This is a genomic window from Hoeflea sp. AS60, from assembly GCF_038900115.1.
In the GTDB taxonomy this organism is placed as follows: domain Bacteria; phylum Pseudomonadota; class Alphaproteobacteria; order Rhizobiales; family Rhizobiaceae; genus Hoeflea.
In genome coordinates, this window is the sequence record NZ_JBBMQP010000001.1 from 1 (window position 1) to 16,585 (window position 16,585).

The 16,585-nt window shown below is 58.2% G+C and carries 8 protein-coding genes; 7 read left to right on the forward strand and 1 reads right to left on the reverse strand.

Annotation, left to right across the window (positions count from 1 at the left end; genetic code table 11):
- Positions 1 to 3,664 (reverse strand): VCBS domain-containing protein (locus WNZ14_RS00005; protein ID WP_342866567.1); only part of this gene is annotated, 3,664 nt, incomplete at its 3' end.
- 606 nt (positions 3,665 to 4,270) lie between these two features.
- Between WNZ14_RS00005 and WNZ14_RS00010 the strand changes: the two genes are divergently transcribed.
- The 7 genes from WNZ14_RS00010 (at position 4,271) to glgX (ending at position 16,531) form a co-directional block, all read left to right on the forward strand.
- Entirely contained in the window at positions 4,271 to 5,146 is an 876-nt protein-coding gene (locus WNZ14_RS00010; RefSeq protein WP_342866568.1) for a transglutaminase-like cysteine peptidase, read from the forward strand.
- 339 nt (positions 5,147 to 5,485) lie between these two features.
- On the forward strand, positions 5,486 to 7,969 hold the full coding sequence (locus tag WNZ14_RS00015; protein WP_342866569.1) for a glycogen/starch/alpha-glucan phosphorylase: 2,484 nt from the start codon (positions 5,486 to 5,488) through the stop codon (positions 7,967 to 7,969).
- Positions 7,966 to 10,173, forward strand: a complete 2,208-nt coding sequence (gene glgB, locus WNZ14_RS00020; protein ID WP_342866570.1) for a 1,4-alpha-glucan branching protein GlgB — start codon at positions 7,966 to 7,968, stop codon at positions 10,171 to 10,173. The genes WNZ14_RS00015 and glgB overlap by 4 nt, the downstream gene beginning before the upstream one ends.
- 34 nt (positions 10,174 to 10,207) lie before the next feature.
- Positions 10,208 to 11,479: a glucose-1-phosphate adenylyltransferase gene (gene glgC / locus WNZ14_RS00025; RefSeq protein ID WP_342866571.1), complete on the forward strand. Its 1,272-nt coding sequence runs from the start codon at positions 10,208 to 10,210 to the stop codon at positions 11,477 to 11,479.
- A complete protein-coding gene (glgA, locus tag WNZ14_RS00030; protein ID WP_342866572.1) occupies positions 11,476 to 12,927 on the forward strand; it encodes a glycogen synthase GlgA in 1,452 nt (483 codons plus the stop codon). Before glgC ends, glgA begins: the two co-directional genes overlap by 4 nt.
- Positions 12,924 to 14,552, forward strand: coding sequence for an alpha-D-glucose phosphate-specific phosphoglucomutase (locus WNZ14_RS00035; protein ID WP_342866573.1), 1,629 nt, complete (start codon positions 12,924 to 12,926; stop codon positions 14,550 to 14,552). The genes glgA and WNZ14_RS00035 overlap by 4 nt, the downstream gene beginning before the upstream one ends.
- Positions 14,552 to 16,531: a glycogen debranching protein GlgX gene (gene glgX / locus WNZ14_RS00040; RefSeq protein ID WP_342866574.1), complete on the forward strand. Its 1,980-nt coding sequence runs from the start codon at positions 14,552 to 14,554 to the stop codon at positions 16,529 to 16,531. Before WNZ14_RS00035 ends, glgX begins: the two co-directional genes overlap by 1 nt.
- Positions 16,532 to 16,585: the final 54 nt, after the last annotated feature.

The following is a 16,585-nucleotide window of genomic DNA, read 5'->3' on the forward strand; positions in this document are numbered from 1 at the left end:
CGGCGGTGCCGTCCGCGCCGAACACCTGCGCCTTGACCGCGGTTTCACTTGTATCCCCAGCGGCGCCGCCGACGCCCTGGCTCCTATCCTGCCACGTCACCACGAAGCCGCCATTCGACAACGCCGTGATCCGCGGGGCGGTCTGATAGTTCTCGGTGGCGGTGTTGACCAGAAGTTCCGTACCGACGGCGGTGCCGTCCGCGCCGAACACCTGCGCCTTGACCGCGGTTTCACTTGTATCCCCAGCGGCGCCGCCGACGCCCGCGCTGTGATCCTGCCACGTCACCACGAAGCCGCCCTTCGACAGCGCCGTGATCTGTTGGTCGAACTGATTGTCCGCGGTGGCAGTGTTGACCAGAAGCTCCATGCCGACGGCGGTGCCGTCCGCGCCGAACATCTGCGCCTTGACCGCGTAGGAGCTGGTATCGCCGGTGGCGCCGCCGATACCCTGGCTGTCATCATGCCACGTCACCACGAAGCCACCATTCGACAGCGCCGTGATCTGAACTTCACTCTGAAAGCTCTCGGTGGCGGTGTTGACGAGGATTTCCGTGCCCGTTGGCGTTCCGTCCGCGCCGAACACCTGCGCCTTTACCGCGGTTCCACTTGTATCCCCAGCGGCGCCGCCGACACCCTCGCTGTAATCCCGCCAGGTCACCACGAAGCCGCCATTCGACAGCGCCGTGATCCGCTGGGAGGACTGAACACTCGCGGTGGCGGTGTTGACCAGAATTTCACCGCCGGCAGGAGCCAGCGCGATGACCGCCTCCGGAGCATCGTTGACCGGCGTGACATCGACATCAATCGTGCCGGTCACCGCCGCCGTCGTTCCGTCGCTGACCGAATAGGCGATCTCCGCCGGGCCTGTATAGTCCGCAGTCGGCGCAAAGCTCATACCCGCCAGTGCCGCGTTGATGTCGGCCACCGAGCCGGTGAAAATCATTGTCGCGTCAGCCGTGCCGTCACCGGCACTGAAGCTCAGCCCGGCAAGGCCGGAAAGGCTGAGTTCACCATGGCCCGCCGTCAGCGTGACGGTGAGCGTGTCGCTGTCCACATCGGCCACGCTGACACCATTGATGATCAGGCTGGTGTCTTCATCGGTCGATGGCACGGCGGCAGGCGTCGAGATTTCAGGCGCGTCGTCGGTGCCGACGACCGTGATCGTGATGTCCTGCTCAACGGTCCCGGGATTGCCGTCGGAAAGGCTCACTGTGTAGGTCAACTCGAGTGTCTGACCATCGCCCAGGTAATCAAATGCATGCGAGTCTGCAGCAAACGTCCAGTTGACCGTGCCGGTGTTGGACAGGCTATTGATCACACTGTCAGAATTGCTCCCAAACATCGCCAGGAGTGCGGCGTTGTCAGGCATGCCCGCAATGGGACCAGTCCCCGATGTTGCAACCGTCACTCCGGTGATTGAAACGATATCGCTGGTGTCCACATCCGACACGTCAAACGAACCTGCCGTGGACAATGCGGCATCGGCTTCATCCAGAGTTTCCGACACATCCGTCACAGCCGAGATGACAGGCTTGTCGTTTGTGCCATAGATGTAGACCCAAATGTCACCCGATTCGGCGGTGCCGCCGTTGCCGTCATCAACCGTAATCCTGAAAGTCATTTGCAGGACGTCATTTTCTCCGAGAAAGTCGATCGCCGCATTGCTGACGTCATAGCTCCAGTCAACCTGACCGGCACCATCGCCGAAGCTTGAATCGGCTACACCGTCAACCAGATCGGTCAGTTTGAAGGCGTCAAGAACCGCTGCTTTCTTCTCAGCCGTCAGCACATAGCCATTGGCCAGCGTCGCAGTGGTCAGCTCACGTGTCGTCACAGAAGCCGTTGGTGCATCCGTCAGGTCCACATCAGTGAACAGCGTCCTGGAGGACAGAACCCCCGGCTCCGCATCAGCGCCAGAGGCGGCATCAAGGGACTCCACCAAAAAACCGAGAACCTTTACCTGATGAACCAACGGTGCGTCATTGGTACCGTTGACGGTGATGGTCACATCCTGCGCGGCGGTTCCGCCATGGCCGTCATCGACAGTCACCGTGAATGTCAGCACCAACTCGTCATTCTCGCCCAGAAAATCGATCGCCGCGTTGGTCGCGTCGTAGGTCCAGGCGATCTCGCCTTTGCCGTCGCCAAAACTCGAATTGGATACGCCATTTGCAGCATCAAGGCTGAAGGCATCGAGAAGTATTGCCTGCTGGGCGGCTGTCAACACGTAGCCATTGGCAAGCGTCGCCGTCGTCACCTCGCTTCCGGTTACCGCCGCCGTCGGCTGGTCCGACAGCTCGACGTCGTCAAACGTGATTGTGCCTTTGACGTCAATCGGATCAGCATCAGCGTCATGGACCAGATCAGGCTGCTCGTTCACGATGCCGTCCTGTGCACCGGAGGTGATCACCGGCTTGTCATTGGTGCCGGTTATGACGACCACCAGCTGACGGATAGCTGAGGATGCGTCAGATAAGGCGCTGTCGTCCTGTACGGTGACATCATATGTAATTGTCAGCGTCTCGCCTGCGGCCAGAAAGTCGACCGCATTATCTGCGATCGTATAGGTCCAGTCGGCGGTATCGGCAGTCTGATTGACCGCACCGATTGCAAGAGTGCCCGGATCAAAGCTCAGGTCAGCGCCACTCGACCATTCAGCCGAGACAAAGGCCTGACTGGTTGTGTGGGTGTCGGTCAGGTCGACATCAGACAGTACAATCTGCCCGGTCGCGGTCAGCGCGGCTCCAGAACCAGTCACGTCGCTCTGCTCGGCAATCGCGTCGGCAAGAACAGAAGCACCCTCGATCACAGGCTGGTCATTGGTACCTGTCACCGTCACTGTGACCGCCTGGGTCACCGCGAAGATGCCGTCATTCAGACGGACATCGAAGGACAGGGTGATGACTTCGCCAGCGGCGAGGAAATCCACCGCAGCATTGCCAACCAGATAGGTCCAGTCGATCGCTCCGCCGGCAGCCGAGGTCGATTCGACCGTGATGCCACCAGGCGTGTTCAGGCTGAATCCGGCCAGCAGCGCATCGAGCTGCGCCGCAGTCAGCGTGCCGCCGTTGTCGAGCACCTTAGACACCACCGTACGGGCCGTCACTTCGGCGTCACGGGTTTCGCCGAAATCCGGATCGAAGAAAGTGATCGAGCCAGTGGCCAAAACCGGATCGGCATCCACGCCGCCAGGATTGTCAACGGATTCGACAATCTCGCCGGCGGACACGCCGCCGCTCACTACCGAGGCGACGTTCCCGGGATCGTTGATCTCAGGAACCGCACCAGCTCCATTTCCAGCGCCTGGATCATCACCAAGAAGCCCCAGCGCTTGAAGTCTGTCACCGGCAATCGAAGCCCCGCTTGAATCCTCGAACTCACCACCCGAGCCTGTCGGCGCCTGTGGCGACACCGAAAGCGTATTGCCCGGACCCGCAGCAACATTGAAGCCATTGGAATCTAGCGCTGCGACCAGAACGTCCTGCGGCACTTCTATATCGCCTATGATGAAGGTCGGAACACTCAGCGCCCCACCGATGATTCGGATTTGCGACCCGTCCGGCTGGATCAGCAAAAGATCGTCACCATCAAGCTGTATCTCTTCGATGCTGGCATCGGCTGCCAATGTCACCCGGTTCTCGGCATTGGGAACAATAACGCTCATGCCCGGCGCCGCCCCTGAGGAAGAGGTATCGGATATCGGGGAAGTCGCAGAGTCTGACCCCGTATCCGCCTGAGCTATCAGAACCGCATCCATGCCGGTGTCAGTGCCTACATTGCCGGTTGTGGTTTCCGAGGAAATAGCATTGCCAATTTTCAACATAAAAGTGTTCCTGCTTAAAATTACCCCCTTTTAAACTGTTAACACTTTATTGACAAATACTTAAAAATACTTAGGCATATCACGGTATGTCAAAGACGCGTATTTATAGAATTGGTTAATTTCACAACATATATAATCATGCCTCTAATGGTTTATGCATCACTAATACACCTTTCGACTGTGTTTTGACGCGCACATCGAAGTTTGGTCAAATCAGCAATTTGAATCAAATTTTATCAAAATATCCATGTATCCGTTAGTTTTGTTTATTTTGAGGATGTTATATTTGATTGAGTAGGCTTCCCGCAGCTAATTGGGGAAGCAAATAAAATGCAAAAAATAGTAATAAAGAAATTTGCTATTTCAAATACTGCCTTGGCGATCTCATTATTATGCGCAAACGCAGCTCGGGCAAACGTCTACGAAAAGCCTGTAACAAAACCCCAAGTGGTAACCGAAGTCCGTGAAGCTGCGCCGCTCAAACGCCGGCAAGCCCAGATCGTGAACCCGACCTGGTTGACCCCGGCACGCGCTTCCACAACCCTGCGCCTGAGCCTGAGCGGCCTGCCTCCGCTTGCCCTCGCGGCCTTGAACAGCACCCCGCAGGGCCTGCAAGATGACCAGCCGGCAGCTCAGGACCGGATCACCACCGCCTCCATCCCCGCAGCTGCTGCTCCCGCCGGCGCCGAGCTCAGCAAGACAATCCGGCAGGATCTGCCGCTCTTCGGCGCCCACAGGATCCGCTTCGGCAAGATCAAGAGCGGCGTGCGCATCTCTGCCCTGATCCGCAAGGCAGCAAGCTCCGGCTCGTCCGCCATCTGCATCAACCAGTGCGCCGACCTCGCCGACAGTCTCAACCTCAAGGGATTGGACATCAGCGCGCAGCTCCGCCATGTCTCGGCGTCCGTCAACAAGATGGTGGCCTACAAGACGGATGAGCAGAACCATGGCCGCCTCGACTACTGGTCAACACCCAACGAAACACTGGGCCGCAGCAGCGGCGATTGCGAAGATTACGCCATCCTGAAAATGGCCCTGCTGTCGCGCCTCGGTGTTCCGATGACAGCCATGGAAATCGTCGTCCTCAAGGACACAAGCCGCCGCCTGTTCCATGCCGTCCTGTCCGTCGCACTCAAGGGCGAAAGCGTGATTCTGGACAACATGACCGACGCCGTTGAAAGCGACACCGCAAAGCGAAGCTACGCCCCGCTGTTCTCGATATCGGGCAAGGCAAACTACATCTTCGGCTACAAGGGTGGAAAATCCAACCTCCTCGCTTCCGCCGGAAGCATCTCCTCAATCGCCCCGGGCGCAGGCTTCTGAAACGGCGGAACAGCCAGTCAATTGGGAAAGGCACGGACGCAATAAGTCGGCATCTCAAAGAATCTGTTCCGGCAAATGCGAAGACTTCAAGCCAGATTCTGGCTGAGTGTGCCTGTTGAGGTCTGGGTACGCCGCGGCCTGCCTGTTTTAACGCCAAAGCGATCCCGGAATAGGCAGTCGCACCAACCCATTTGGCGCGCTTTTCGACGGATAATCGTCGATCTAATGGATTTAAACGCTGGATATTCGATCCGAAATCATCCATTGCTTGAAGAGCCAAGTTTCCTCATGATGCCCTTCCGGGCGGGGAACCGCCCGGCACGCACCGACCCAAGATGAATGGGATATTCGATGATAACCAAGTCCGCGATTGCCGACCTGCCTTCCCCAAAACCACGCAGCGGCGACCCAGCCACGCTGGCGGCCAACATCATCGAACGGTTGACCTATTCAATCGGCAAGGATGCCAAGGTCGCCAAGCCGCATGACTGGATGACAGCCACCATTCTGGTGATCCGCGATCGCGTCATCGACCGCTGGATGGAATCCACCCGCAAGACATATGAAGAGGGCGGCAAGCGTGTTTATTATCTGTCGCTGGAATTTCTCATCGGTCGACTAACCCGTGACGCCGTCTCCAATCTAGGCCTGCTGGAGGAAGTCCAGGAAGCTCTGAAATCCCTCGGCGTGGATTTTGACGCCGTTGCAGCTCTCGAGCCTGATGCAGCTCTCGGCAATGGCGGCCTCGGCCGGCTGGCCGCCTGCTTCATGGAATCGATGGCAACGGTGGACATTCCTGCCTATGGTTATGGAATACGTTATGTCCACGGCCTGTTTCGGCAGCAGATGCGCGACGGCTGGCAGGTCGAATTGCCGGAAACCTGGCTCTCCCGCGGCAACCCTTGGGAGTTTCCACGCCACGAATGCGCTTATGAAATCGGATTTGGTGGATCGGTCGACACCATCGGTAACGGCGTGGACGAAACCCAGCGCTGTGTCTGGAAACCCCAGGAGCGCATGATCGCGGTCGCTTATGACACGCCGGTTGTCGGCTGGCGCGCCAACCGGGTCAACACTCTCAGGCTCTGGACCGCCAAGCCGATCGATCCGATTCTGCTCGACGCCTTCAACGCCGGCGACCACATCGGTGCGCTGCGCGAAAGCAACAAGGCCGAAGCCCTTGCCCGCGTGCTTTATCCTGCCGACCAGACTGAGGCAGGTCAGGAACTGCGCCTGCGTCAGGAATATTTCTTCTCGTCAGCCTCGTTGCAGGACATCCTGCGCCGCCATCTGCAGCAATATGGCGATCTGCGCACATTGCCCGACAAGGTCGCCATTCAGCTTAATGATACTCATCCGGCAGTATCGGTCGCCGAATTGATGCGTTTGTTGATTGACGTTCACCGCATGGATTTCGACCCTGCCTGGGAGATCACCCGCAAGACCTTCAGCTACACCAACCACACGCTTCTGCCCGAAGCGCTGGAAAGCTGGCCGGTCCCGTTGTTCGAACGGCTCCTGCCACGTCACATGCAACTGGTTTATGCCATCAATGCCAAGGTGTTGCGCCATGCCCGCAAGGAGCGCGGTTACGACGAGGAGAAGGTTCGCTCGGTCTCGCTGATTGACGAGGGTGGAGACCGGCGCGTGCGAATGGGCAACCTCGCCTTTATCGGCTCGCACTCCATCAACGGGGTCTCCGCACTGCACACCGAATTGATGAAGCAGACCGTGTTCTCCGATTTGCACGGCCTCTACCCCGAACGCATAAACAACAAGACCAACGGCATCACACCTCGCCGATGGCTGATGCAGTGCAATCCAGGCCTGTTCGGGCTGATCCGGGAAGCAATCGGCGACGATTTCATGGATGATGCGGAAGCTCTTTCAGCTCTCGGCGCCTTCGCTGGCGACGCGGAATTCCGCGCCCGGTTTGCAGCTGTGAAACGAGAAAACAAAATCAGGCTTTCCAATCTGGTCGCCCGTCGCATGGGGATCAAGGTCGACCCCTCCGCCCTGTTCGACATCCAGATCAAGCGGATCCACGAATACAAGCGGCAATTGCTCAACATCGTCGAGGCGGTGGCGCTTTATGACCAGATCCGCTCTCACCCAGAGCTTGACTGGACACCTCGGGTCAAGTTTTTCGCCGGCAAGGCGGCGCCGAGCTATCACAACGCAAAACTGATCATCAAGCTGGCCAATGATGTGGCCCGGGTGATCAACAATGATCCGACAGTTCGGGGTCTGCTGAAAATTGCCTTCATCCCGAACTACAACGTGTCGCTGGCCGAAGTGATGGTGCCGGCAGCTGATCTGTCCGAGCAGATCTCGACAGCCGGCATGGAAGCCTCGGGCACAGGAAACATGAAGTTCGCGCTCAATGGCGCCCTGACCATCGGCACGCTTGATGGAGCCAATGTCGAAATGCAGGAATGCATTGGCGAAGACAACATCATCATCTTCGGAATGACGGCCGCCGAGGTTTCCGACAGCCGGGCAGCTGGCCACAATCCCCGGGCCATCATCGAGGCGTCACGGGAACTGTCGCAGGCGTTGACCGCCATTTCGTCGGGTGTCTTCAGCCCCGACGACCGCACGCGTTTCAGCGACCTTATCGCCGGCCTTTATGATCATGACTGGTTCATGGTCACAGCAGATTTCGATGCTTATGCCAAGGCTCAGCGTCGAGTTGACAGTTTGTGGGTTGACGAAGAGGCCTGGTATAGCCGTACTATCCTCAACACCGCGCGTGTGGGCTGGTTCTCTTCGGACCGCACCATACGCCAGTACGCAAAGGAAATATGGAAAGCCGGCCCATGACCCAAAAGGGATCCGTGCCTGACGCAGACAAAGAGGTGCCTCACCTTTCGGCTGACGAAGCAGAAGCGCTTGCTTCCGGTACGCATGGAAACCCTTTTTCTGTTCTTGGCGTTCAGGAATTCGAGGGTGGATTTCTAGCACGCGCTTTTGTCCCGGACGCAGATGACGTCATGGCGGTCACTCTGGACGGCAAATCAGCGGGTTGGCTCAAACAAGGCGCGGTCGGCGGTCTTTTCGAAGGACACATAGACATCCTGTCGCGCCAGCCGCTGCGTTACGCGGCGATGAACTCATCAGGCGCCTGGGATATTGACGATCCCTATTCCTATGGCCCGGTGCTTGGCCCCATGGATGATTATTTCATCGCCGAAGGCTCTCACTTCCGGCTCTTCGACAAGATGGGGGCCCATCCGATCCATCACGAAGGCATGGACGGCGTGCATTTTGCAGTCTGGGCGCCCAATGCGCGCCGGGTTTCGGTCGTTGGCGACTTCAACGACTGGGATGGGCGCCGCCATGTCATGCGCCTTCGTTCCGATATCGGCGTTTGGGAAATTTTCGCGCCGGGCGCAAGCCCCGGAGCCGCCTATAAATATGAAATACTGGGCCCGGATGGGGAAAGACTGCCTCTCAAGGCAGATCCGTTCGCCCGCCGCGCCGAGCTGCGGCCCGCCACTGCGTCAATCGTTGCCACCGAGATAAACCATGACTGGGCGGACAGCGCCCATCGGGCTCATTGGAGCAAGGTGGATGCCCGCCGCCAGCCCATATCGACCTATGAGGTGCATCCAGGATCCTGGCGGAGGCATGCCGACGGATCGTTCATGTCCTGGGACCAGCTGGCTGACGAACTGATCCCCTACTGCGTCGAAATGGGTTTCACCCACATCGAGTTTCTTCCAGTCTCCGAGCACCCCTATGACCCCTCCTGGGGCTACCAGACCACCGGTCTCTACGCGCCCTCGGCCCGGTTCGGAGATCCGGAAAGCTTTGCCCGTTTTGTCGACGGCGCGCACCAGGTGGGCCTCGGCGTCATTCTGGATTGGGTACCTGCGCATTTCCCGACCGACGCGCATGGTCTTTCACGGTTTGACGGCACCGCACTCTATGAGCATGCAGACCCACGACAGGGCTTCCACCCTGACTGGAACACCGCCATCTACAATTTTGGCCGCCGCGAAGTGTCCTCATTCCTTGTCAACAACGCACTGTTCTGGGCCGAGACCTATCACATCGACGGTCTGCGCGTGGATGCGGTAGCCTCAATGCTCTACCTCGATTATTCGCGCAAGGAAGGCGAATGGATCCCGAACAAGGATGGCGGAAGGGAAAATCTCGACGCGGTCGAATTCCTGAAGGACATGAACAAGGCAGTTTACGGCAGCCACCCTGGCATCGTCACAATCGCCGAGGAATCAACGTCCTGGCCCAAGGTGTCCGCTCCTGTTCACGAGGGTGGACTTGGATTCGGCTTTAAGTGGAACATGGGCTTCATGCACGACACCCTGTCCTACATGCAGCGTGATCCGATATACCGTAAACACCATCACACCGAGCTGACCTTCGGCCTGCTTTACGCGTTTTCCGAAAACTTCGTCTTGCCCATCTCCCACGATGAGGTCGTGCATGGCAAAGGCTCCATGCTGACCAAGATGCCCGGCGACGAGTGGCAGAAATTTGCCAATCTGAGAGCCTATTACGGGTTGATGTGGGGCTACCCCGGCAAGAAGCTGTTGTTCATGGGACAGGAATTTGCCCAGCGTGGCGAATGGAGCGAAGCACGGCAGCTTGACTGGGATCACCTTGATGATCCACGCCACCACGGCATGCAGGATCTGATACGTGATCTCAACAGGCTTTATGCACGAACGCCTGCCTTGCATGCCCGCGATTGCGAGCCGGAAGGCTTCGAATGGCTGATCGCCGATGACACTGAGAATTCGGTGTTCGCCTGGGTGCGTAAGGCGCCGGGCGAGAAACCGGTGGTGGTGGTGTCAAACATGACACCCGCTTTCCACATCGGCTATCGTGTAGAAATGCCTGGGAACGGAACCTGGCTTGAGGTGTTTAACTCTGATGCCACGATCTATGGCGGCTCCGGCAAGGGCAACCTGGGTGAAGTGGTGACACGTTTGGAGGACGGGCGCTCGGTAGCGGAGCTGACGTTGCCGCCTTTGGCGACACTGATGTTCACGCTCGGATAGTTGCGTAAAGAGTAACAACGAAGGGGAGGAAGACATGGAGCAGAAACGGGTTCAGCCGCTGGCGCGAGACGCAATGGCTTATGTTCTGGCAGGTGGCCGTGGCAGCCGCCTGATGGAACTCACCAATCGTCGCGCCAAACCTGCGGTCTATTTTGGCGGGAAAACCCGCATCATTGACTTCGCCCTCTCCAACGCCTTGAACTCCGGCATCAGGCGGATTGGCGTCGCCACACAATACAAGGCTCATTCCCTGATCAGGCATTTGCAGCGCGGCTGGAACTTCTTGCGGCCCGAACGCAATGAAAGCTTTGATATTCTTCCCGCCAGCCAGCGCGTTTCCGAAACACAGTGGTATGACGGAACTGCCGACGCGGTGTTTCAGAACATTGATATCATCGAGGCCTATGAACCCAAATTCATGGTCATTCTGGCTGGCGATCACATTTACAAGATGGACTACGAATTTATGCTGCAGCAGCACGTAAATTCGGGCGCAGATGTCACCGTTGGCTGTCTTGAAGTGCCACGAATGGAAGCGACCGGTTTCGGGGTCATGCATGTCAACGAGAAAGACGAGATCATCGCCTTTGTTGAAAAGCCTGCCGACCCGCCAGCCATGCCAGACAACCCTGAAATGGCCTTGGCTTCGATGGGCATCTATGTCTTCAACACCGATTTTCTCATGGATGAACTGCGGCGTGACGCAGAGACGCCTGGCTCAAGCCGCGACTTCGGCAAGGACATCATTCCCTACATCGTCGAGAACGGCAAAGCTGTGGCACACAGGTTTGCTGAGTCCTGCGTCCGCGAGACACCGGACAAGGAAGCCTACTGGCGTGATGTCGGAACCGTTGACGCCTACTGGCAGGCCAATATCGATTTGACAGACATCCTGCCGGAGCTTGATCTCTATGATCGGTCCTGGCCGATATGGACATATGCCGAGATCCGGCCGCCGGCAAAGTTCGTGCACAATGAAGAGGGCCGGCGCGGTATGGCACTTTCTTCGCTGGTGTCAGGCGATTGCATCATCTCCGGCTCCGAAATCCAGCGTTCGCTACTCTTCTCGGGAGTGTTGTGCCGTTCTTATTCGAACCTCAACGAGGCGGTGGTGCTGCCTGAGTGTGTGATTGGACGACATGCCAACTTGTCCAGGGTGGTAATTGACCGCGGCGTCAAAATTCCCGCGGGACTTGTTGTTGGCGAAGATCCCGAAGTCGACGCAAGCCGTTTTCATCGCACCGCATCCGGGATATGTCTGATCACGCAGGACATGCTTGATCGTGCGGGGCTGTACTACGAATGAAGGTTCTTTCTGTCGCCTCTGAGGTGTATCCGCTGATCAAGACCGGCGGACTCGCCGATGTCGCGGGTGCCCTGCCCGCGGCGCTGTCTACCCATGGCGTGGATATGCAGGTGCTACTACCTGGCTATCAGCAGGTCATGGCAAAGCTCCGCAATCCGGTCCCGTTGGTCAAATTCGACGACCTTCTAGGTGTCAGCGCGACCATTCTGACGAGCACTATAGACGGTGTTGAATATCTCATACTTGACGCACCTGACCTGTTTGATCGCGAAGGTGGCCCCTACACAGACGCCGCCAACGCGGATCATCGCGATAACTGGCTGCGGTTTGCAGCCCTCAGCCGCGCAGCCGCCAACATTGCCGAAGGTGCAATTGAAGACTGGACGCCCGACATCGTCCATGCCCATGACTGGCAGGCAGGCCTCACACCTGTTTACATCAAGCAGGGCAAGGCCTCGGCCACCCCCACTGTGATGACCATTCACAACATTGCGTTTCAGGGACAGTTTGGACCGGACATTTTCCCGAAACTTGGTTTGCCGCAATCGGTATTCTCGGTTGATGGGGTCGAGTATTATGGCGATGTCAGCTTTCTCAAGGGCGGCCTTCAAATGGCAACGGCCATCACAACGGTCAGCCCGACCTACGCGCAGGAAATTCGCACACCTGACTTTGGCATGGGGCTGGACGGTTTGATCAACGCCCGCGCTGCAAGCCTGCATGGCATCGTCAACGGCATTGATCCCGATGTTTGGGATCCATCTACCGATCAAATGATTGCCGCAAATTACAGTCTCGCAAAGCCCAAAAAACGTCATGCGAACCGAAAGGCACTCGCTGAATATTTCAGCTTTCCAGATACCGAGAAGCCGGTTTTCACCGTGGTCAGCCGACTGACCTGGCAAAAGGGGATCGATGTCCTCACTGAACTCGTTGACGACATTGTCGCCATGGGCGGGAGACTTGCTGTGCTCGGCTCTGGCGACAAGGCTCTAGAAACCGCGTTGCTTCAAGCGGCAGAACGACATCCAGGCGATATAGGTCTCGTCATTGGCTACGATGAGCCGCTGTCACACCTTATGCAGGCCGGCGGCGATGTGATCCTGGTCCCGTCACGGTTTGAGCCCTGCGGCCTGACCCAGCTCTATGGGCTGCGATATGGCAACGTCCCGGTCGTTGCCCGCACCGGCGGCCTTGCCGACACGATCATCGACGCCAATGAGGCCGCAAGCGCCGCACAGGTGGCAACCGGGTTTCAGTTTTCACCGGTCACACCTGATGCCTTGCGCGAGGCTCTGCGCCGGGCAGTCAGAGCATTTTCCGAACCCAAGGTATGGGCGCAACTTCAGAGCCAGGGCATGAACGCGGATGTCTCCTGGGATCGCAGCGCCTTGCGCTACGCAAACCTGTATGCTGAACTTCTTACTGCAACGAGTGAAACAACATGAACCGGACCGTATCCGTCACGCCCTTCCCTGACCAGAAACCTGGCACGTCGGGGCTGCGCAAGAAAGTTCCTGTCTTCCAGACGCCGGGCTACACCGAAGCGTTCATTCAGTCGATTTTTGACAGTCTCGAAGGATTTGAGGGCAAGACGCTGGTCGTCGGCGGCGATGGACGATTCTACAATCGCGACGTCATTCAACTAGTTATCAGAATGGCAGCCGCCAACGGGTTCGGTCGCGTTCTGGTTGGCCAGGGCGGTATCCTGTCAACGCCGGCAGCCTCGCATCTGATCCGCAAGAAGAAGGCTTTTGGCGGGCTGATCCTGTCTGCAAGCCACAATCCCGGCGGCCCCACCGAAGATTTCGGCATCAAGTACAATATTTCCAATGGCGGGCCTGCGCCGGAAAAGATCACAGAGGCAATCTTTGCCCGGTCCCAGACCATTGACCGCTACATGATCGCGGATTTCGATACTGTGGATCTGGACCAGATCGGTGTTTTTGAAGCAGGCGGCATGACAATCGAGGTCATCGACCCCGTTGCCGACTATGCCGAACTGATGGAAACGCTGTTCGATTTCGACGCCATTCGTGCGCTCGTTGCCGATGGGTTCAGCGTCGCCTTCGACGCGATGCATGCCGTCACCGGTCCCTATGCACGCGAGATTCTGGAGCGGCGTCTGGGCGTTGATCCTGCTTTGGTCTTCAACGCCACTCCGCTCGAAGACTTTGGCGGCCACCATCCCGACCCGAACCTGGTTCACGCCAAGGCTCTGTATGATCTGATGATGGGACCCACTGCCCCTGATTTCGGCGCAGCCTCCGACGGTGATGGCGACCGCAACCTGATTATTGGACGTGGCATCTTTGTAACGCCATCGGACTCGCTTGCGATGCTGGCGGCCAACGCGCACTTGGCGCCGGGCTACAAGGCCGGGCTCAAGGGCATCGCCCGCTCGATGCCGACCAGCGGCGCTGCCGATCTGGTTGCGGCAAAGCTCGCCGTCGAAATGCATGAAACGCCAACAGGCTGGAAATTTTTCGGCAATCTTCTCGATGCCGGACGCTGCACCATTTGCGGCGAGGAAAGTGCGGGCACCGGCTCAGATCATGTCCGCGAAAAAGATGGGCTTTGGGCCGTTCTATTGTGGCTCAACATACTCGCGGTGCGGCGCCAGAGCATGTTGGAAATTGTACGGGCCCACTGGGCCGAATATGGCCGGACCTACTATTCTAGGCATGACTACGAGGCGATAGAAGCCGACAGCGCCAACCAGTTGATGCGCGCGCTCGAGGATAGTTTCGATCGCCTGCCCGGCCACCAGACCGGATCGCTGACCATCGAAAAGGCCGACAGCTTCACTTATCATGATCCCGTCGACGGATCAGTCAGCCGCAATCAGGGGCTACGCATTTTCTTCGAAGGTGGCGCGCGTCTGGTCTACAGGCTGTCGGGAACGGGCACGTCGGGTGCAACACTGCGGATCTACATGGAGCGCTATGAACCTGACCCGAGCCTTCACGATCAGGATACCCAGGCTGCGCTTGCTCCGCTGATTGATGCAGCTGAGGCGCTGGCCGATATCAGCAAGCTAACAGGGCGCGACGCCCCAACCGTAATCACCTGATGAGCAGATTTGCCGATCTTGGACTTCCCGGAAACCCCGGAGCAGAACTGACTGCCGGAGGGGCACGCTTCACCGTGCGCGCGCCATTGGCTTCATCAGTTACGCTGTGCCTGTTTGACCCGTCGGATCGCGAGATTGCTCGCCATGACCTCGAGGTGAGCAGCGGCGGTCTGTTCTCATCAATTGTGCAAGGCCTTGAAGCTGGCACACGATACGGCCTGCGTGCCGATGGCCCTTGGCAGCCCGCGAACGGGCATCTGTTCGACCCCTCAAAACTGCTTGTTGATCCCTACGCGATCCGGCTGGACCGCCCCTTCGCCTATGATCCTCGTCTCGGAAAGCATGGCGAAGATACTGCGAGTATCGTCCCGAAAGCGATTCTGGAAACGCCGCTTCCTCCGCTCAATCCGGGCCGCCCGATGTGTGAACCGGGCGGGCTTATCTATGAAGTGCCGGTCCGTGCATTCACGATGCTGCATCCCGAAGTGCCCGAGGCGGATCGGGGAACTCTGCGGGCATTGGCACATCCGTCCATCATTGAACACCTGCGCAAGCTGCATGTCAGCGCTGTCGAGTTGATGCCCATCGTTGCCTGGATCGACGAGCGGCATCTGCCGCCTCTCGGCCTGACCAATGCCTGGGGATACAATCCGGTGACCATGCTTGCGCTTGATCCCCGGCTTGCGCCAGGTGGCATCGCCGATCTCAGATACGCGGTCGAGGCGCTGCATGCGGCCGGTATCAGTGTCATTCTGGACGTCGTTTTCAACCATACCGGCGAAAGCGATATCCATGGCCCCACACTGTCGATGCGCGGTCTTGGCAACGCAACCTACTACCGCCACGACCAGCATACTTCGGGTCTGCTCATCAATGACACAGGCTGCGGCAATACGCTGGCCTGCGACCAGCCTGTGGTTCAGGAACTGGTGCTGGCGGCCATGCGTCACTTCGTGACCCAAGCAGGCATTGACGGTTTTCGCTTTGATCTTGCTCCGATCCTCGGTCGTGACGCCAACGGCTTTTCCTCTGAGGCCAGATTGCTACAACTCATCGTCGATGATCCCGTCCTGCATGACAGGCTGCTGATAGCCGAGCCTTGGGACATCGGTCCCGGGGGATATCAGCTCGGCAATTTCGGCCCGCCATGGCTCGAATGGAACGACCATGCGCGTGACGACATCCGTCGCTATTGGCGCGGCGACCCGACCATGACCGGCGCCTTGGCCACCCGGCTCTCTGGCTCTTCCGACATATTTGCCAAGAACGGCGCCAGCAGAACTCGCAGCACCAACTTCGTTGCCGCCCATGACGGCTTTCCACTGGCCGATCTGGTTTGTTTCAACGAAAAGCACAATGAAGCAAATGGTGAGGAAAACCGGGATGGGCATGGCGCCAACTACTCCTGGAACAATGGGGTTGAAGGACCGAGCGATGATCCAGCGATCCTCGCCGCGCGAGAAGCCGATGCACGGGCTCTGATCGCTACACTATTCGCCAGCCGCGGAACTATCCTCCTGACCGCCGGCGACGAATTCGGGCATAGCCAGGGCGGCAACAACAATGCCTATGCTCAGGACAATGCCATCATCTGGCGCAACTGGGATGAGCTCAATCAGGGCCGGCTAGATTTCACCCGTGCCTGGGCGGAATTACGGGCGAAATCACCGCTCCTCAGCCGCTGTGAGTTTCTGAAAGAGAACGACGCGTCAGCCACCCCCGATCAGGTCGCGTGGCTGACCACCGATGGACACCCGATGACACCGTCACACTGGGAAGATCCCGGCCGAAACGGCTTCATGATGGTCCTCGGACCAACGGGCCAAAGGTTGACGGTGGTGTTCAATCGCAGTCACGGGGAAATCAGGTGCGTGCTACCCGGCGCCCAAGGCCTTTGGTACCCCGCAAGCCCCAGCGCCTCGATCGAAAAGGCGATCCCGCCTCGGTCCGTTGTTTGCTGGCAGGAAATGCCCGGCTGACAACACGGCACCTGCGATTCCCACTCATTTTGATTTCATTAAGCTGATGTCTTG